23 protein-coding genes are annotated in these 18,267 nt (G+C 53.5%); 9 read left to right on the forward strand and 14 right to left on the reverse strand.

Annotated features, from left to right (window positions below; translation table 11 throughout):
* Positions 1–150: 150 nt before the first annotated feature.
* The gene (locus AVMA1855_RS20085) at positions 151–711 is read right to left on the reverse strand and encodes a hypothetical protein (protein ID WP_284427054.1); all 561 of its coding nucleotides are present in this window, start codon (positions 709–711) and stop codon (positions 151–153) included.
* A 300-nt stretch (positions 712–1,011) separates the two neighbouring features.
* Here AVMA1855_RS20085 and AVMA1855_RS20090 point away from each other — a divergent pair, with 300 nt between their 5' ends.
* The 3 genes from AVMA1855_RS20090 (at position 1,012) to AVMA1855_RS20100 (ending at position 2,665) form a co-directional block, all read left to right on the forward strand.
* Positions 1,012–1,845 (forward strand): DNA-methyltransferase, encoded by an 834-nt coding sequence (locus AVMA1855_RS20090; RefSeq protein WP_284427055.1) that lies wholly within the window; start codon positions 1,012–1,014, stop codon positions 1,843–1,845.
* Between the two features lie 12 nt (positions 1,846–1,857).
* Positions 1,858–2,214, forward strand: coding sequence for a hypothetical protein (locus tag AVMA1855_RS20095; protein ID WP_284427056.1), 357 nt, complete (start codon positions 1,858–1,860; stop codon positions 2,212–2,214).
* Positions 2,215–2,299: 85 nt separating this feature from the next.
* Positions 2,300–2,665, forward strand: coding sequence for a helix-turn-helix domain-containing protein (locus AVMA1855_RS20100; RefSeq protein ID WP_284427057.1), 366 nt, complete (start codon positions 2,300–2,302; stop codon positions 2,663–2,665).
* Between the two features lie 198 nt (positions 2,666–2,863).
* Here the strand turns inward: AVMA1855_RS20100 and AVMA1855_RS20105 are convergent, their stop codons facing one another.
* Genes AVMA1855_RS20105 through AVMA1855_RS20115 form a run of 3 tightly spaced genes read right to left on the reverse strand, consistent with a single transcriptional unit; the run spans position 2,864 to position 3,593 of the window.
* Complete coding sequence (locus tag AVMA1855_RS20105; protein WP_284427058.1) at positions 2,864–3,064, reverse strand: hypothetical protein; 201 nt, start codon at positions 3,062–3,064, stop codon at positions 2,864–2,866.
* Positions 3,065–3,066: 2 nt separating this feature from the next.
* Positions 3,067–3,288, reverse strand: a complete 222-nt coding sequence (locus AVMA1855_RS20110; protein WP_284427059.1) for a hypothetical protein — start codon at positions 3,286–3,288, stop codon at positions 3,067–3,069.
* Positions 3,285–3,593 (reverse strand): hypothetical protein, encoded by a 309-nt coding sequence (locus AVMA1855_RS20115; RefSeq protein ID WP_284427060.1) that lies wholly within the window; start codon positions 3,591–3,593, stop codon positions 3,285–3,287. The genes AVMA1855_RS20110 and AVMA1855_RS20115 overlap by 4 nt, the downstream gene beginning before the upstream one ends.
* 507 nt (positions 3,594–4,100) lie before the next feature.
* Here AVMA1855_RS20115 and AVMA1855_RS20120 point away from each other — a divergent pair.
* The 5 genes from AVMA1855_RS20120 (at position 4,101) to AVMA1855_RS20140 (ending at position 7,357) form a co-directional block, all read left to right on the forward strand.
* The gene (locus AVMA1855_RS20120) at positions 4,101–4,517 is read left to right on the forward strand and encodes a plasmid mobilization protein (RefSeq protein ID WP_284427061.1); all 417 of its coding nucleotides are present in this window, start codon (positions 4,101–4,103) and stop codon (positions 4,515–4,517) included.
* Entirely contained in the window at positions 4,514–4,816 is a 303-nt protein-coding gene (locus tag AVMA1855_RS20125; protein WP_284427062.1) for a hypothetical protein, read from the forward strand. Before AVMA1855_RS20120 ends, AVMA1855_RS20125 begins: the two co-directional genes overlap by 4 nt.
* 95 nt (positions 4,817–4,911) lie before the next feature.
* Positions 4,912–6,171, forward strand: coding sequence for a hypothetical protein (locus tag AVMA1855_RS20130; protein WP_284427063.1), 1,260 nt, complete (start codon positions 4,912–4,914; stop codon positions 6,169–6,171).
* A 100-nt stretch (positions 6,172–6,271) separates the two neighbouring features.
* The gene (locus tag AVMA1855_RS20135; RefSeq protein ID WP_284427064.1) at positions 6,272–6,970 is read left to right on the forward strand and encodes a hypothetical protein; all 699 of its coding nucleotides are present in this window, start codon (positions 6,272–6,274) and stop codon (positions 6,968–6,970) included.
* A gap of 18 nt (positions 6,971–6,988) precedes the next feature.
* Positions 6,989–7,357 (forward strand): hypothetical protein, encoded by a 369-nt coding sequence (locus tag AVMA1855_RS20140; protein ID WP_284427065.1) that lies wholly within the window; start codon positions 6,989–6,991, stop codon positions 7,355–7,357.
* Between the two features lie 63 nt (positions 7,358–7,420).
* Here the strand turns inward: AVMA1855_RS20140 and AVMA1855_RS20145 are convergent, their stop codons facing one another.
* From AVMA1855_RS20145 to AVMA1855_RS20155, 3 genes are read right to left on the reverse strand one after another with little or no spacing between them, the layout of a single operon-like run.
* Positions 7,421–8,260, reverse strand: coding sequence for an abortive infection family protein (locus AVMA1855_RS20145; RefSeq protein ID WP_284427066.1), 840 nt, complete (start codon positions 8,258–8,260; stop codon positions 7,421–7,423).
* Positions 8,261–8,273: 13 nt separating this feature from the next.
* Positions 8,274–8,939, reverse strand: a complete 666-nt coding sequence (locus AVMA1855_RS20150) for a PIN domain-containing protein (protein WP_284427067.1) — start codon at positions 8,937–8,939, stop codon at positions 8,274–8,276.
* Positions 8,911–10,110 (reverse strand): site-specific integrase, encoded by a 1,200-nt coding sequence (locus AVMA1855_RS20155; RefSeq protein ID WP_284427068.1) that lies wholly within the window; start codon positions 10,108–10,110, stop codon positions 8,911–8,913. Before AVMA1855_RS20155 ends, AVMA1855_RS20150 begins: the two co-directional genes overlap by 29 nt.
* Positions 10,111–10,400: 290 nt before the next feature.
* On the opposite strand from AVMA1855_RS20155, the gene AVMA1855_RS20160 reads away from it, so the two are divergent.
* The gene (locus AVMA1855_RS20160) at positions 10,401–11,324 is read left to right on the forward strand and encodes a tyrosine-type recombinase/integrase (RefSeq protein WP_284427069.1); all 924 of its coding nucleotides are present in this window, start codon (positions 10,401–10,403) and stop codon (positions 11,322–11,324) included.
* Here AVMA1855_RS20160 and AVMA1855_RS20165 read toward each other — a convergent pair.
* The 7 genes from AVMA1855_RS20165 to AVMA1855_RS20195 are packed head-to-tail and all read right to left on the reverse strand — an operon-like array spanning position 11,321 to position 18,264.
* Complete coding sequence (locus tag AVMA1855_RS20165; protein ID WP_284427070.1) at positions 11,321–12,415, reverse strand: glycoside hydrolase family 24 protein; 1,095 nt, start codon at positions 12,413–12,415, stop codon at positions 11,321–11,323. The two genes, AVMA1855_RS20160 and AVMA1855_RS20165, sit on opposite strands and share 4 nt — an antisense overlap.
* Positions 12,416–12,417: 2 nt before the next feature.
* Positions 12,418–12,753, reverse strand: coding sequence for a hypothetical protein (locus AVMA1855_RS20170; RefSeq protein ID WP_284427071.1), 336 nt, complete (start codon positions 12,751–12,753; stop codon positions 12,418–12,420).
* Between the two features lie 44 nt (positions 12,754–12,797).
* Positions 12,798–14,528 carry a hypothetical protein gene (locus AVMA1855_RS20175; protein ID WP_284427072.1) on the reverse strand — a complete coding sequence of 577 codons (1,731 nt, stop codon included), beginning with the start codon at positions 14,526–14,528 and terminating at the stop codon, positions 12,798–12,800.
* Positions 14,528–15,991, reverse strand: a complete 1,464-nt coding sequence (locus tag AVMA1855_RS20180) for a hypothetical protein (protein WP_284427073.1) — start codon at positions 15,989–15,991, stop codon at positions 14,528–14,530. Before AVMA1855_RS20180 ends, AVMA1855_RS20175 begins: the two co-directional genes overlap by 1 nt.
* A gap of 2 nt (positions 15,992–15,993) precedes the next feature.
* Positions 15,994–16,773 carry a hypothetical protein gene (locus AVMA1855_RS20185; protein ID WP_284427074.1) on the reverse strand — a complete coding sequence of 260 codons (780 nt, stop codon included), beginning with the start codon at positions 16,771–16,773 and terminating at the stop codon, positions 15,994–15,996.
* A 1-nt stretch (position 16,774) separates the two neighbouring features.
* Complete coding sequence (locus AVMA1855_RS20190; protein ID WP_284427075.1) at positions 16,775–17,131, reverse strand: hypothetical protein; 357 nt, start codon at positions 17,129–17,131, stop codon at positions 16,775–16,777.
* A complete protein-coding gene (locus tag AVMA1855_RS20195; RefSeq protein WP_284427076.1) occupies positions 17,131–18,264 on the reverse strand; it encodes a hypothetical protein in 1,134 nt (377 codons plus the stop codon). Before AVMA1855_RS20195 ends, AVMA1855_RS20190 begins: the two co-directional genes overlap by 1 nt.
* Positions 18,265–18,267: the final 3 nt, after the last annotated feature.

Genomic DNA, 18,267 nt, shown 5'->3' on the forward strand with positions numbered 1-18,267 from the left:
ACAATATTTCTGCTTGATCAATACTTGGGCATCGACAACATAGACAAGTGGAAAGCACCCAAGAATTCTTAAGTGCCCTTCTCCCTTGGCATTACGCCAGTGGAAGGCTTGACCTTCCTTCGGACAGTTATGAAGCAGGGGACAAGCACTTCACCACCTGATCTTGATTCCCGACGCTCCATCGCTGTTGAGGTATTTTTCTCTCAGCGACAAGATGTCCCGCTTAACCGCATGCTTGGACTTTTGAGGTGCGGTTTTAAGTATTGCCTTGATACCATGCGCCGCGTTGAACTCTTCTTCAGATAGCTTGATGGCACGCAAGTACCACTCCCTGGTCCCGTCAGCACCTTCTACAGCAGGCCCATCATCGCGGTGTAGTTGCCCCCGCTGGTACCAAGCCGCAGCACCGCTGGCCGCTTCTATCGCCGGCCCGTCAACACGGTGCAGCCTTCCCTTCAGATACCAGCGACAACTACCGTCTGCATTCATGACGGCAGGGCCATCTGTGCGGTGTCGCACACCAAATTGCCACCATTCTTCGCCGCCCTCTCCCCAAATGACAGCAGGGCCGTCTACACGGTGCAGTTTGCCGTGCAAGTACCAGGATTGCGTTCCGTCCTCCTCAATACAGGCAGGGCCATCTTCACGATGAAGTTCATCGTTGAAATACCAAAGCTCTAAATCATCCTCATGGTAAAGGCCATTTTTCATTTACTGACTCCTTCACCCTCCATGAAAACAAGCTAGCAAAAAAATCTTAAACGATCAAGAGCAATCGGTTATCGACTTAAGCACCTTTGGGTGCTTTTTTACGACCCTACGTTTTCCTTGGGCTCCCCAAGAACGCATTCATAGATCTTAGAAGACGACAAGCGTACAGTTCGTTTTGTTGATTGCCGCAAACGACATTCAACATACAGCGATCAAATTGGAGTTCCCAGCGGTCACCCGCTTCACACCTACTTTCATACTGAAAGGAGGATTAAACATGACTTAAAAAAGGAGTTCATCATGAACAAAACAAAAGAAGACTATTTTTCCGTTAATTATTTTGCGCACACCGACAGCCAAAGGGGCCTCAAAAAGATTCCGAGCGATTCTGTCGATCTGGTTCTCACCGATCCGCCCTATGGCATTGCTGACACAACCAAGCTCACCAAGAAGGGCTCCCAAATCGTTAGCACCCAGGAAGCATGGGGCAACGACTTCAATGACAGTTGGGACAACGTTGAAGATTACTATGAGTGGATCAAACCTTTCATTGCTGAATTCAGCCGCGTTTTGAAAGACGATGGTTCTCTTATTCTCTTCTTGGATAGGAAGTACACCGGCTTCATCATTCGCTGCCTTGAAAAAGACTTCAGCTTGAACTTCAAGAATAAAATTTACTTTAGGAAGAAAAATCCCGTTCCCAGCATTCGCAAGAAGAACTACCGCAGCACAGTTGAAGAGGCCGTCTGGTTCACCAAGGGCAAGCAATTCACTTTCAACTTTGGAGAGCAGGCTGACATGGTGCAGTGGTACGAGGGCTCTATTGGCAAGAAAAAGACTCACCACCCTACAGAGAAGTATTCCTGGATGGTGGAGCCTCTTATCAGGAACCACAGCAAGCCAGGAGATGTGGTGCTCGACGCCTTCGCGGGATCAGCAACTACTTTGGTGCTTGCCAAGCAGCATGGCCGCAATGCCATCGGCTTTGAAAGTGAGCCTTGGTTCTATGAGATGGCCAGGAACAGGATCTGCAAAGAGCAGCTTGAGCTTGCATTCCACGCCCCCTTTGACGATGAAGCCATTGTGCGCGAGTTGAACCGCGTCATGGACAACGAAATTGCTGCATTGGCTTAAGGAGGACAGAACATGAAAAGCACTACCTGCCTCCAATATTGCGTCAATGGTATGAGTGACCGCATCTTCAGCTTCGCTAAGTCCAAAGACGGTAAAGCATTGCTTCACTTCTACAAAAAGAACTTCACCAGCCGGGAAGTCCAGATCAGGGAACTCTTGATTGCCTACAACAGCTACTTCATGGTTCAAGCGGCCATGCAGCTCAAGGGCATGCCCAAAACCCGTACATCTGTGATTAAGTTTATGACCTCCGAGGACTTTAGCCAACTTCATGATGAGTTGGTGAAGGCAGTGGAAGGCAATCTCACAATGCTTTTGTCATGCCTTAGCAGCAAGCAAAAACAAAAGCTTGACGAACTCTTTCAATAAATAAAGCACCCAATCGGGTGCTTTTTATAGAGAACTTTCTCTGTTATAGTCAAAATCATATGAATTTAACTAAACAAGACGCACCATGAGCCGCCAACTACAACTCAGACACCTCGTAGGTCAACGCATTGCCAAAAAGCGCAAAGAGACAAAGCTTTTTCAAAAGGATGTAGCGAAACATTTAAACCTATGCACAGAAGGCTACGCCAGGTACGAACGAGGTGACAGCTCTCCAGACATCGAGTTGCTTGATCAATTGGCCAAGGTATTTCAGTGTTCAATTACAGAATTGATTGTTGAAACAAGTGTCGGGTTATCTGCTCAGGCTCAACATATCGCCAATCTACTGGAGGGAGTGTCCAGCAGTGATCGGGGTGAGATCGTCAAGATTGTGGAGAGCATTTGTGCTCTTTCACACAAGAAACAGAAGAAGCTTCCACCTCCTTTGTAAAACTATCCCTGCCGGGAGCACCTACTTCATTTCCGAGTCTGGATCAGCCTCAAAAATAAAGTAGGTCGATGGAAATAGCGAAGCACCCGCACTGGTTGCTTTTTCATTCTGCAAGCTGAGCACGCAAGTGAGAACGCTCCGTCGTTCCTTGACCATGTGAGGCCGGGGCCGCCACAAGGCGTGTGCGCTACAGGTGGATCACTTCACACTTAAAGAGTCAGTAGGCAGCTTGTTCTTTCTCACGACAGAAGCAAGCACCACCTGAATCTCTTGGAGCCTTTGGGCCTCATCTGGGATGGTGAAGGCTTGAACCAGATCTCGCAAATCTGCCAACGAAACCAGTAGTTCATATTGAGCGGTCAATGTGTTTCTGTCGTAGTGAAATTCAATGTCTTTCATTTTCAATTGCCAAGGTCACTTTTTTCTAAAGGTGCCAAGCCTTTGAACCATTCCTTCTTCAAGGACTGTTTCACATCTTCCTTGAGCAAGTGCTCTATTCTTGATTCCATAGAAACACCCATTTCTTTACAGGCAAGCTTAAACAAAAAGTGGAGTTGAAAATCTACTTTTGCAGTCACTCGAATTTTTCTAGTTGGATCTACCTTTCTTGGACTGCCCATCATTCATCTCCGCTTACGTTGTTTGAATCGAAATCGCTTCCATCAACAGGGAAAGCACCATCGCGTGCTTCACCAACTGCCTTTCTCAGCTTTTCAAAATACTGCCCTTCTTTGCCAGAGGTGTAGTTCAGGAACCACTTCTGCTTCATCTGATAGTCCAGATCTTTTTCCACTAGCTCTTCTAGCTGATCTTCAAAGTTGACACGTTTCGCGCCATAAACGTACTTCGCAAGCTGATAAAGTCCTCTGGACATGCGAGGCCCGATCCTTACGGTTGTGCTTTCATTCCTTGTGCTTTTCTTGGTCATGATTATTTTTCTCCATATCTCTCATGACTCATTCAAGCGTATTTTTTTGTGAAGTCAACCCATATGGCGGATTGAGTTCATGTCGCATAGCTACATAGATGATGAATTTGTCTTATGTCGCATGGACACATACATGATGATCTTGCCCTATGTCTCATGGCGACATCAATGTTGAATTGGTCTTATGTCTCATGGCGACATCATCCTCCATTTATTTTATTCACAATGACACAGTCCGCGTTTTATCCATAGAAACTCTCAGTCATAGAAAAATCTGCGTATACTGCTGATGATCGTTGACTTCGATTTTGATCCTGCTAGGATTAAATAAAGCACCGTTACTTTAACCCCCTACAAATTCAAAAAAAACGGGAAAAAGAGGATCAAGCAAGGTCAATCAATCCTACGTACACCCTTTTAGGGTTGTTCTCGGTTTGAATATCGTGGGTTTCACCCACACCCGCTGCTGCGCGAGGCTTGATAAAAATAACAATAAAGGAGGCCCTAATGGCACACCCCGTAAAAGAAAAAGACCCGACCCTCAAAAGAAGGGCGGGCCAAGTTGGCGTAGAAGCCAACAAAAAAATCCGCAACAAGCGATTTGAAATCAGGTTCACACCTGAAGAATGGGTGGCACTCCAACAACGTGCCATAGATGCAGGCGCATCCTCAACAGCGATCTACGCTCGTTCTGTCTTGCTTCCTGCACACACACAAGCTGATCAAGAAACCAAAGAAGAGCACAAATTGCGTGTTCAGCTTTTGGCTTCACTTGGGAAGATCGGCAGCAACATAAATCAAATCGCTCGATCCCTCAACCGCATGAAGATGTGGAACGACACCACCAAAGGCATGTTCCAAGAACTCACCAAAATTCAGGAAGGAGTGAGCACCATAAGCCAATTATTCAAGGAGAAGAAATGAGCACAACAAATGGAATACCAGATGATTATTCAGGAGTAGTGAAATTCACATTTACTGAGACTGACTTTGCTACTGGCGCGGAAAGATCCGCCATCTACACAAAACACTACCGCAATGGCGAACTTCATAAAGATGATGGGCCTGCTGTGCTTCTTGAAGGCAAACCACATCAATGGTGGGTTCATGGCCGTCAATACTCTGAAGAAGAGTACGACCACTTCTTGGCGAAGAAGGCTCTCAAAGAGAAGCTTGAGTCCAACCTTGGTGAGAAAGGAAGCACTAGCAGAGGGAAGATATGAATGTCACGATCTTTCCTACTGGAAAAGGAGGTTCTGAATCAGCCGTTAGATACCTACTCAGCGACACTGACCATGCTGGCAAGAAGCGCGCTGTCATGCCTGAGATCCTGTTTGGCGATCCAGACACCTTCACAGCAATCGCCAACGCCACCAAAAGGCAGCACAAGTACACCTCTGGGGTCATAGCTTTTCGTGACCAGGAAACGATCACAGCCGACCAGGTCACCACCCTCATCGAGACATTCCGTGCGACGTTTCTGCCTGGCCTGAAGGTGGATGAGAACTTCGCAGACTTTTGGGTGATGCACCGCGAAAAAGGAAACGTTGAACTGCATTTCCTTGTCGCCAACACTGAGTTGGTCAGCACTCAGCAACTAAATATTCATCCACCGGGTGAGAAGAACATCCAGTTCTTCAATGCGTTCAGCGCCGTCATGAACGACACCTTCGGATTCGCGCAAGTGGTGCCCGATCCTCTCAAGATCAGCCTCAAGCCCTTTGAAGCAAAGTCTCCCAATGGGAAGAAGGACAAGAAGGCCAAGGACGACTTCGCCAAGGTGTTGCACACCGAGATCGTGGGTGGCTTCATCCAGGATCGCAGCCAACTCATTGGCTACCTGAAACACCACGGCGTGGACGTGCCCACCGTAGGCACAGACTTCATCACGGTGCGCCTACCAGGTGCGAAGAAGAACACCCGCCTCAAGGGGGCACTGTTTGCCAAGGGAAGCGACTACGCAGCACTCGTAGCCGAACACCACCAGTCCAAGATCCCGAAGTTCTTGACCCCTGCCGAGGCACAGGAGCAGAAGGACAAGCTGATCGCCGGCATCGAGGCTAGGACTGCCTTCCATCAGCGCCGCTACCTCACCCACAAACCTGGTGCGAAACGAAGCCACAGAGCCAGCAAGAAGCTACCTACAACCGACCCTCCACACCACGTAGCACGCCGTCAGGACGAGCACGATCAGAAGGTCAAGCCGGTTCCTACCAAAGCAATACGCGAAGAGCTGCAGGCCCACTTGGACACGCTGAAAGAGCAAGCTGCCCCAGCAGCCAAAAGCGCTGCCTCCCACCTTCCGCACCACACTGCCCGCAGCAATGACGACCATGAGATCGCAGCGAATGTGCCCGGTGGCGCTGGTGGTGCTGTCGGTGGCCTAGAAGCACAGATCGGCAGCTTGTCCATGCAGTACCACAGCCTTCTTCTCATGCTGGCTGGTGCCAAAGGAAGAAGAGCCTCTTTGCTCAGATCCCAAATCATGGCCTTGGAGCAAAAGCTATCAGCCTTAAATCTTGAGCTTGAAAAGCAAAAGCTTCAAGACAAGAGCACACCGCAGCCAAAAATCATATAAGTACCTTTGGGTGCTTTTATTTTTGACATACAGTTAAATTCATATGAATTTAACTTGACAACAGAAATTATTCTGCTAGATGTACAGCAGGAGATTTTCAATGATTAAAAAGAAGAACAACGCTTATAGGCTGATCAAAGCCAATACACCAAAGCTGGCGCTCATACATCACGCAACAGGCTTTTCACCCAATCGCCTAGCCTCGCTGTTTTTGAAAGTCACTGCGCAAGAAGATCTAGTTATACAGAAGAAAACCAAGGATGGCTTTTGGGATTGGAAGCTGGCAGACGACACAGCCTACAAATATCTCAAGAAAGAGATCACGGCGTATCTCAAGAAGAATGTTGACAACCAAAAGTTTCAGATCATGCTGGAGAATTTCAACAGGAACTACCTGACCAAAGGGTATTTCGGTGAAGACTACCAATCTTTGGTGAACACCTACCAAATCCAAGAGGGCCCGTTGAAAGACTTCGTGCGCGAAGCCTTCATAGCCGTGAATCCGATGACTGCCGAAATGTCCCCCCAAGAGAGAGCCATGCGCAACCAGAGGCTTGGAAAGATTTCTGTGAAGCACTGGATCGGTGACATCACCAACTACGACTACTTCAGTCAGGCACCTGGATTCATGATGAGCAATGTTCAGCAGGCACTCCAATACATTGACCTGTACATCATGAACCTACTCCATGAAAAGCAGCTTGATAGCGAACTTAGCAATCTTTCAGTCAATCAAAGGCTAGAGCAAAAGCTTATTCCGAAAGAACCCGCTACCAAAATCAAGAAACTAAAAATCTAACAACCACAGGAGACAAGCATGAGATCACTCAAAGAAATAGAAGAAGAAATGGGCAGAAATGTGCCACCAGGAAGTATTGGCAAGGTCATGGATCTTGTCGATGAACACGGCAACACTATGGAAGAAATGTTCAATGCGATCATCGATGGTGATTTGGATCGCATTTACTATCTAGAACAGTTCGGCATTGACATAACCGGAGAGTCATTCGTTGTAGCAGCCGTGCGCAACGATCAACTTATGGTAGTTGCCAATCAAGTCCGCAGGGGTTTAGACGTAGATCTACTCATCAACATAGCCGAACGCGAACGCAATCAACTTGTCTGGAACTGGGCCAAGTGCTGGAAGTCAGTTGAGGCACGAAACGCCAACAAAACAAGCAAATAAAAAAGCACCCAATAGGGTGCTTTCTTCATTGGTTCAGTAAAATTCTTATGAATTTAACTAGAACTACTTCTTATTCAGTCCGCCTTTTTCAATCTGATAGCTCATCGTGTCAAACAAGAAATCTGCAAGGGTTTTGGCAGCGTTGACGGCCAGCTTCGCATGATGACGACTTGGCTTGTAAGTGACACCATGCGCATCAGACATCTTGTTGCGCATTGCCGCTAGGCCATTGATGATGTTTGAGAGCCCAGAAAGAACCTGCTTCAAGGACTCGTTGATGTCTTGCCTACTTGGGTCAAGGTTTAACAGCTTTCGCACCCGATTAAATAGCTTCACCAAGTCACCATCGTTGCCTAAAGCATTGGGATCAAGGTCGGCTTCAATCTTAGTGCAGACAGCTTCAATCAAACTTCTGGCGTTTGTGATCGCTCCAGAGTAGTCCCCACTTTCAATCTTTTCGCGGCATTTCTGGATCTGCTCTTCAATGAGAAGTTCGCTCAACTCTTCAGACTCTGCAAATCGGTTCTCAACCTCAATGACAGCGCCTGAAAGCTCACGGACCTTGTAAAAATTTCCGTCCCGAATTACTTCGTAGCCGTCATAACGAAGGATCTCATTGACCTGTTCGGCACACCCTTCAACGGTGCCATTGCTGACTTCAAGCCACAGCCTTGGATCGAGCAACTCCCGCAATGCATCTTTTAGCTTAGGCTTGCCGTTGAGCTCTGCGACTTTTTCTTTGGCGAAAGTGGCTCGACTCGGAAACCCCTGTCCATAGACTTCACGAAAGCCAAGCTTGTTGAAGTAAGCGACCAGCTTTGGGCCACTTCTGTAGGGCCAGCCATCGGCATCACCAGCAATGAACTCACCGACCCTCTGCGTCGAATAATCAGATAGCTTCATTCATCCCCCCGCGTCACCGCGCATACCCTGAAATGCAGCCACCACACATCCACTCCCCATCGTCATAGATAGCACCAGCCAGATCGGTTCGCTGGTGGCACCAACCACACATTCCATAGTGGTTCGTGTCCTCGTAGGCATACCGTTCGGGCTCTCTATAACCCTTCTGGTTAGACGGCAGAAGCTTCGGATCTGGAGGCGTGGCAAACCTGCCGCAGTTGCTGCACCAGTGCCCACCATGATGCTGAATCGTGCTGGCCTTCTTGCAGAACGGACACATCACCTGGTCATGCGCCACCAACGGCACCACATTGACTGGCACGAGTTCTGCAATGCTCTCTACCCTGCGGCAGCTCATGCCGTTGCTGTTCAGGTGGTTCAGCAACGGATCAAAGCCCTTGTCGCCACTGAGCACGAAGCACTGGGTATCTGGTGCTGTCTCAAAGGTCCGGCCAAGCTCAAAGGCTATGTGGAAGTCCAAGGCGTTCTTCCCAGCGCCTGAGATCTTCAGGAAGTCCACACGGCTGAACCTGTGGGCCGTGGCAGGCTTCTTGGAAGCCTTGGGAGGGTTCTGGTTCGCCCCCACGAAGATGATGGCTCTGAAGCTCTCATCCAATGGAGACAGGTCTACCTTGTGCTTGTTCTCCAGATCAACCAGCAACAGTTTCTTGTTCTTCATTTTTCTTGCTTTCAACAGCGGCATTAGCCCACAGCTTCACACCGATGTCACTATGCCTCAAGGTGGCATACCGCTTCAAGGTTTCAAGCTCAATGTGGCCTGAAATCTTGCTGATCTCAATGTCCGTCAAGCTGGTGTTGATGAAGTACCAACTGACAGCACAGTGCCTCAAATCGTGGATCTTGAAGTTCTCAACATTGGCATTTTTACAGATAACTTTAAACCTGTTGCCCAATGTTGAACTGCTAGTCCAATAATCCCCAAAGACAAGCTTTTGCCGTTCCTTTTTTAAATTCATCAACCTATCTTTGATGAAGTGGAAGAATTCGGGCCTCAAAGGGACCTTACGGTCTTCCGCATTTTTCTTGTCTGCGATCTTCGTATTCTCTTTGGGAACGAAGATATAGGAGAGTTGCGGCTTTTCTTCATTGAGGTGGACATCGCTCCACTTCATGAGCAAGCTTTCCCCGGCCCGCATGCACGAGTAATACTGCCAAAGGATGAAGCATTTCCATTCTTCCTGCTTGACATACATCTTGTCTGTGGCAGCAAGCAGCTTTTCAAGCTCACCTTCTCCAAGAATGCGATCACGCGGCTTCCAAGCTTTGGGCGGTGGATTGTCATCAAAAGGCTTGCTGTCAAACGTGTAATCCATATGCTTTGAATGCCACTCCAAAGCATTCTTGATCACATAGTAGATTTTCCGAATGGTGCCTTCTGCATAGGTCTTCTTGACCATCTCCCCGGAAGCTTCATCCTTGACCATGTTCCCTTTGAACAAGGGATGGGCCTTTTTCTTTTTCTTCTGATCTGGAATGGGCTCTTCCAGCTTGGTCTTCAAGTAGAGAGCAAAGGTCCCGGCTTTGAAGCTTTGGAGAGGCACGGCGCCGATCTCCAGTTTGAGCTTGTTCAAGGTGTAAAGCTTCCCCTTCGCCAAGGTGTTGTGCTTGATGTAGGCGTCAAAGATAGTTCCAAGAGTCATCTTCTTGACCTTGGCAATGTCTACCGACTCACCCCTATCCAACTTGGTCTTGACCTCACGAATGAACTTCTCAGCTTCCTTCTTGGCTTTGAAGGTCTTGCTGACCGCTACCCCAGCCTCACGGATGCGCACTAGGAACGAGATGTCGCCATTGACACCCACACGTTCTGTGATCAACTTACCTGCCATCGCTACCTCTCCTGTGCAATCCATTCCAGTCGCCTGATTGGCACTTGGAACAAATTTGGAACATTTGAGATAGGATAGCGTACCGATCATCCTTAAGTGCAAGTCACAAAAGGGATTTTTAAACTTATGTTGGTTCCCTCCTAAGCGCTAGATACAGGTTCGATTCCTGTCGAGGGGACCACTGTATGGAGCCTGATGGAAATAGCGGCCGTCTCATAGAGGGGAAAGCGATTCACGTCACGGAAGGGTTACATTAGCTCCCCGCACACCCCCCGCACACCGGCCCGCACATGGCATCAATCCGCAAATACCGCGACAAATGGCGCGCAGAAGTTCAACGGCACGGCATCCGGAAATCGCACCTAGCGGCGACTAAGCGGGAGGCCCAGGCCTGGGCTTTGGCCGCAGAAGCTGAGCTGGATGCACTCAAGTCCAGCGGCGGCCGGACTCTTGGCGATGCGGTGGCGGAGTATGTGCGAACGGTCAGCGCGCGTAAATCCAAACCAAAATGGGAAGAACGCCGCTTCGATTTCTTCATGGAGCACTTCGGAGCGAACACTCCGCTCGCCCAGATCACCACCGCAGAGGTAGGCAAATGGCGCGACGCGCGGCTTGCCTGTGTAGTCGGCGCCACCGTGCAGCGTGAAGCCAATCTGCTGCGCAACCTATTTACTGTTGCCAGGGAGGAATGGCGCTGGATCGACCACAACCCATTCCGTGGCGTCCGCATGCCAGAGCAGGCAGAATCCCGCCGTCAGGTTTGGGGTTGGAGGGATATTAGGCGCGTTTTGCGGGCGGATCGAGACAAGAAAATGGGAGAGGTTGTCAAAGCTTTCCACATCGCTTTGCACACCGGCATGCGCCTCTCCGAGGTTCTCGAAGGTGTTTACGACACAAAGCGTCGGGTGTACCAACTGCAGCGGACAAAAACGACCGGATACGTGGAGGTTCCGATCACCAGGCGCGCGGCCCGGCTTCTGCCTGCACAATTCTCCGTTGAAGCGAACGAGGCAAGTACGCTATTCAGCCGCTTGACGCGTCAATTGCTTATAAAGGACCTGACGTTCCACGACACGCGGGCCACTGCGCTAACGCTGCTATCTAGGAAAGTGGACGTGATGACCCTGGCGCGGATCAGCAGGCACAAGGATCTAAAGATCCTGCTCAACACCTACTATCGGGAAACGGCCGAGCAGATATCAGCGCGAATTTAGCCGCCCGCAATCTTGGAGTCGCTCTTGCGCTGGCTGGAGAAACTCGTCCCCAGCCAGTAAGCCCCCACCACACCCAGCAGCGCCAGGATGGCAGTAACGATCTGGATGCGCAGGGTGTCGTTGTACACGTCGGGGTGAACAAACAGCATGTCTAGCAAAATCATGAGCGGCATCAGCAGGAAGCCAGCCGACACCCAGAACGCGGGGTTGAGCCAGAACCCTGGCGCATTGGGCTGCAGATAGACCGCATTGGCCTCGCGCGCTGCCGCGATCCCCCCGCCGACCTCTTCCAGCCGGAACCACTGCGCTTCGATTGCCGCCTTAGCCGCGGCGGCGGCTTCTGGATCGGCCTTGATGGCTTCCATCAGCTCTTGCTCGTTCCGGGCTCCGATAGCCTCCTTGGCCGCAGACACGACGATCTCGGCGGCTTTGATGTTGCGCTCCGAGGTTTCAGAGCCGCTGGAGAAAAGCTTGCCCAGCTTGGGCACTAGGTCGATGAGAGATGGAAGGACGGCGGCAATAAATGGGGTCACAGGAACCTCCTTGGGTTGATCGGGGTTGATTGGTTGGCTAATGAGGCCCAGCGGGGCTGGAATAGTCTCAGCAGGCGCATAGGTGCCCCCGTATTCCTCATATTCCTGCTTGGCGCGCGCCATGGTCACCACTGGCTGGCCATATGGGCTACCTGGCAGACTCGCCCATTCGCGATTGCACTTGCGCACAGCGTCTTCAAACCTGCCGGCGATCACGTCATCCAGTGCTTTCCGCCCCTTGATGAGCGCGACCGCGCCCAGGTCTTGGTTTTTTGGGCTGAAATCGGCGAACCCGTACTGCTTTACCAACCCGTCCCAGGTGCGAGATAGGAACTGATATGCGCCGGCTGCGGTGCTGGTGATGGGGTTTCCACCTAGCTTGCGCGTGATGGCCTGACGCGGGTGGTCGGCGAAGCTGTCAAACAGGCCGCCGCCAAACATGACCCGATAGCCATCATCGCCTGATGTTCCCTCGCCGTGACGCAGCATGCGAAGGAATGCCTGCATGTTGGCCTGTGACAGTGCATCGACCAGCTCAATAGGATCTTGGGTGGGCATGATTATTTCGTCTTCCTCGGAAGCTCGTACTGTTTCAGCACACGGATATCAGATTCAGCAGTTTCGACCCGGAAAGACAGCAGGGCCATTGCCCCGGCAATCGTGTTCGTTGTGCTGTCCTTGGCTTTCAGCTCCGCGCGCAACTCGCGTATATCGCCGCGCAGGGCCACAATCTCTTCTGCCGCCTTTTCCCCTTTGAAATACATGGTCACGATCAGCATGGCAAGCGTGCCCATGATCGTCAGTAGGTAGGGGAGCGGCAGCTTCAATTCGATGATTCGCTGCGGCGATCCGACACTTTGCAAATTACTCATAGGAGCTTTGACCTTGGAATTCACGGATTACATGCTTTGGAAGCTGATCGTTCTGGCGGCGCTGGCGTTCATTGGCGGGTTGTTTGGTTGGCTGAAATAGCAACCGGGATGCTTGAGAGAAGCCCCCTGCTAAGCAGCAGAGTCTCGGGGTCTACGCCCAGCAGCCCTCCGCCTCGTGATGCCATGCCGCTTGCCTTGTTGGACAACAAGCCGAGGCCATAAGCGGCCTCGCCCATAGCACGCGGGCTTGCGAACGGTGCGGCCATAATCGCTGCAGGGTTTGCATACGCACCGAGCCCAAGGCCGCCCATCTGGACCGCCCCAGATAGACCGCGTGGCGTCCATGTATTGAGGGCCTGCCCGGCAATTGCGGGGGTCAATTCCACCCCGCCCTGCTGCTCAAGCTGCTGGGCCAGTGATAGCCGATTGCCGTAATTAGACTGTGCGTTGTTGCGCATCAGGCTCTGCAGCTTGCGGATTGATGTGTCCTTTGCGGCCTTGTCTCCAAGCGACAGGGCCCGCTCAATCTGCGACAGGTCGTCGCTGGCCTTGGCATAGTCGCCCATCACCTTGCTGTATGTGGGCGCCTGTTTGGATATTTCACCCTTGACAGAGTTGTAGACGCTATCGGCGGCCTTGCGGGCAGGCGTGCCGAACTGCGTTGCATCGCGGATATCGCCAATAGCGCGTTTGAGCGCATCGAGCCCCTCTGGGGTGTGATATTCAGCGGGATTCAGGCCGCGCCATTCGCCGACCTTGCCGGCCAATTCATCAACGACACCTGCTGCGTTTTTGTTCGTCTGTACGCCTTTGTAAGACCCCATATCCCGCACACTTTGCAGAGCCCGGTCAATCGGAGCGAAATCCAGAACCTTTTTGTCAGCAGAGATGTCAGTCATCCCGTTGCGGTATTGCGCGCCTCGCTCCCTGCGCATCTGGTCAAGGCCTGTCCTGGCAGCGTCTACCACGTCGCTGAATTCTGCTTGGCCTCTCATGTTCTGCAGGAAAGTCTGATTTCCCGTTTGTCCCGCAGCAAAGGCTGCGCTGAGTGTTTCAGGGCTTGTGCCAGTGGTGCGGCCGATGAGGTTTTTTGCTGCGCCCTTGCCGAGGCTGCCAATCGCTTGCGCGACTCTGAGCGTTGGCGGGAGTGCGGCACCTATGGCCGCCCCGGTACCCGCGCTGTTCGGGTCGATCAGTCCAGCAGACACGCCACCAGAGATCCCGCCGCCAGCTATCCGTGCAGCCATATTGGCTGCTGGATTGAGCAGGTTGCCCGTAGTCATGCCGCCTGTTGCTATGGAGTTGCCCAGCGATGCGACAGTAGGAGCAGCAGCACCCATCATCGGAGCAGCGGCGCGCATGCCGTATCCAAGCACGCCGCCAGCCGGCAGTGTCGCGGCCACGTTGCCGCCGATGCGGCCAATCGATGCGGCAGTGCTGTCTCCGTACTTTGCATCGAATTCCGCCTTGCCGGCATCGTTCATCGCACGCACGCGCGCCGCCTCGCCAGTGGGTTGGCCGGTGATTAGTGACGACATGCTGCGGTCGCCACCTGTCACCTTGTCGTAGAGCGACGCAAGGCCGAGTGCGCCCGTGTCGATCACGTCCTTAGCGCCGCGCAAAAGGCCCATACCGGCGCCTTCGAGCATGCCGACTTGTGGCTTCGGCTGCGCTGGTGCCTGTTGACTGCCACCCATCTGCGAAGTGATGAAGGAGCCCAACTGTTCAGCGGTAGCGCCCTCCGGGCCCTCGACGCTGTACACGCGGCCATCTGGCCCCTCGAGTTTGTAGACCGGCATTACTGCACTCCGATGATGCGGAAACCGCCTGCGCTGGGCTTGGATGGGGCGTCCCATGAGCCCTCGGCGCCGCCCTGGTTGCTCGTGCCACCATTGAGCGGTGCGTATTTGGATTGCAAGCGCTCAACTTCGTCCATAGCGGCCAAGCGGACGTTCGCGGGCAAAGACCGATCAGCAGCTCGCCCTGCTTGCAACTTGTACTCAAGCCGGTCACCGTCAGACTGTGGGCCTTCCATCCGAGGGACGTTGCTCACCAGATCGCCTGCAACGATGTCCAGTTTGGCCGAGACCTCTCCGCCTTTCGTGCTTCTTCCGAAAAACGCGGCCCCCTTGTCAACCATCTCTCCGATTCCGCTGCCGGTCGGCCCTTGCAGGAGCAGCTCCCTGGCGCGCTTCGTCGCAGCAATCATTTCCCCGGCAGACTTCGTCTTTTTCTGTGCCGCCGTATCCCGATCCACATCAGCCTCTGCCGTCTTGGTTGCACGGGTGCGCGCGGCCGCCGCCGCCGCGTCCTCTGCAGCGCTTGGGCTAACTGAGAAATTGCCGGACTGCCCCGATCCTGCCTGATCCCGTGGCCCCATGCCTTGCAGCCTGGCGATCTCGCGGCTCAGGGCTGGACGGTCCGGGTGGTTTGCAGGGAGCTTGCTCAGCTCGTTTTGCACCATCAGGATCTGTTCTTGCGTGGCCGCATCGCGCGATCCTCCTGCGTATCCAGATGGGATGCCGGCAGGCGTAGACGACGGACGCATTCCGCCCACTGCCACTGCGCGTGGAATGATTTCTTTGCGCCCGGTTGTCGGGTTGAATACCTCGACAGTGTCCAAAGATGCGGCCAGGTTCTGGCGCGCCGCATCAGCGCCCACTGCAAACGGGTACTTGGCCGCCTCTACTGCGCCAGCCTCTTGGCCCTTGATTGCAGCGTTGGCCTGGGCATAGCCTGGCGCCTGCACCACCTGGCCGTTCGAGATGGCCATGCCACGATCCAACTGCGGGAAGAAGCGCTGACCGCCGTTGACATCTTCATAGTAGGCCCCTGCGTCGCGTTTGAAGCCTTCCTTGGACGTCTTCCAGATGCTTTCCAGGTCGATGCCATTGGCCTTTAATGCCGCGATCTGGTTCGGGCTCATGTTCTCGATGCCGCTACCGCCACCGGAAGGCACGTTCAGTCCGCCGCTTGTGGTCGCCAATGGCAAGCCGCCAGGGCCTCCCAAAAGGCCGGCCAGCATGTTCTGCTTTTGCTGGGCCATCTGCAACTGCTGCTTTCGCAACTCTGCTTGGCTGGCGTTTTCCTCCACCTGTGATTGCAAGTATTTGTCCTGCAGCCCTGCACGGTGTTGCGCCGCTACGCTCTGTGTGGCGCTGAGCAGCCCTTGGCCCAGACCCATGCCGCTGTTTGCTGCAGCGAGCAGGCCAATCCCAAGTTGGGATTCAGGCGATGCCAGGAAATCCAACAGTCCCGTCATGCTTAGCTCCCGCGCTGGTTGTGGTACTCGTTCAGCGCGTCCTGCTCCCGCTTGCGCAGTGCTGCGGCCACGAGGTCATCCACCGTCTGCTGGCTGGGCGCCTCTGCAGCCGGTGTGGGCTTTAGCGCGCCGTTGAATGGGTTCTGTGCGGCGAAGTCGATCAGGCCGTAAGACTGGCCGCCAGGCGCTGCGAAAGGACCCGCACCGCCCAGCAAACCGCCCATTGCACCGCCCATAGCCGATCCGCCCGCCATGCCCTGCCCTTGCGGCTGGCCTTGGGCCGCTTGCATGCTGGCGATCAGGCCGGCGAAATCTGGAGACCCGCCCATGCTGCCCTGCGCCTGCATCCCGCCTTGATCGCCCTGGTACTGCATCGGCTTGGTCGATTGCATCCCGCCCATAGGCTGCGCTTGTTGTTGGCCGCCCATCTGGAACGTGCCGTTGCCCCCGTAGGAATACTGCGGCGCCTCGCTCCCGGCTGGAGCACGCTGGTAGTTCGTGCTCATCAGCCGGTTAGCGAAGTTCATCAGCCCGGGCGCGGTCTGGTCGCGGAAGCTGTCCAGGTCCGAATACAGGTTCTGGTAACCGACTTGCTGCTGCTGATTGAAGGGGTTCTGCTGGTAGTAGTTCTGCAGTTTGTCGCCAGTCGTCAGACTGTTGCGCAACAACGGGGCCGCAGGCGCCCACGGCTCTTTAGTGTTGGTCTGTTGCTGACCACCGCCGTCATCTGACATCAGGCCGCCAACGACTGCGCCGGCAATAGGTGCTGCTGCACTCGGCATATCAAAGTTCCTTTTCCAAAGTGACAGCTTTCACGCTGTAATCTCGATGCTTTCTCGACCACCCTTTGCGGCCTTCGATGATGGCTTTCCTGCACCCAACAGATCGGCCCCATTGTTCGATCTCGTCTTTCAACGCCGGGTCATAAGGCCCAGCCATGGCAATGCATCTCAAGACTCGCATTCCGTCCGAAATGAGTACTTCGGTGATGGCCCAAAGGTCGCCCCTCCTCCAAAGTTGCGCCAAGTCTTTGCGGCAGCGGTCCACCCATTCATCAGCGGTTTGCGAGTACGAATGAGCGAACGCGGCGGCCAAGGCGCTGGACGCCTCGTCCGGAATTTGATTCGGTTGATAGACCATCAGAACTTAAATCCCAGGCCGCCGCCGCCAGTACCGAGGCCATAGTCGTAACTGCCGATGTTGTAGCTGCTAGGGTTGGATGTGGTGGCCGTCAGGCCTCCACCACTATTCCCGCTGCCCCACCAATTGCCAAACTGGTTTCCGAGCTGTGCGCCACCAAGAGCGCCGAGCACGGGACTACCCTGATTGCTTGCCGATCCGGTCGTAGCTCCATATCCCTGGCCGATCCCGTTGAATTGGTTGGTGAACTGGCTCCAGTAATTCATCGGCGTGTTCTGAATGTTCGTGCCAGCATTGATGCCTGTTTGGTTGCCCTGCTGCAAACGGTCATAGATACCCAGGCCCATGTTGGCGCCCTGCTGCTGCCACGCCAGGTTGTCGTTGTTGATGTTGCGATCCAGGTTGGCGTAGCCCAGGCCCGTGTTGGCATTGAGGTTCGCAAAGCCCAGGGCGTTGTTGCGCAGGCCGAGATCCTGGCTCGTCGCGTTGTTCCGCAGGCCCAGGTCATAGCTGTTGTTCGCGTTGAGGTAGCCTAGATCATTGTTTCTGCGGCCCAGGTCGTACTGAAGTTGGTTGTTGTACGAATTGCCGTAGAGGCTTGCCAAGCCCGCTGCATTTGCGGTCTGGTTATCGCTGATAGCGTTTGACTCGATGACGCCCTGACGTGACCCACCGTAGCCACCCGACGCCATCGCCTGGGACGCAATGCTAGGGAGCACGTTGCGCTGCAGGTTCTGCGTGTTTTGCTGTACCAGCGAATCACCCATCTGCTGCAGATAGGGGTTTTGGCCGGCAGAGGACATGCCAGCCGTTCCAGCCAAGCCAGAAAAGTTCGGCGCTGGGGTTTGAGACATTCCACCGAATGCCGAGCCCATGCCAGCCATTGCGCCGCCAGACGAACCGCCAAAGGCCGCAGGCTTGGTCGTCTGCATGCCGCCAGTGCTGGGCATCTGGTATGCGCCGCCTGCAGTCGATGCAGGGCCGGCGCTGTTGGCGGCATAGGCAATGTTGCCTGAGCCGTCCTGCCAAGCCGTGCGAGCAGGCCCGCGCGAGCCATCCGCGTAGATGACACTTCCATCATCGGCGATGGTGTAGCCGCCAATCCCCGAAGACCCGCCAAAAGATGCTGCCATGAT

The organism is Acidovorax sp. SUPP1855 (genome assembly GCF_030158955.1).
Lineage (GTDB): Bacteria > Pseudomonadota > Gammaproteobacteria > Burkholderiales > Burkholderiaceae_C > Paracidovorax.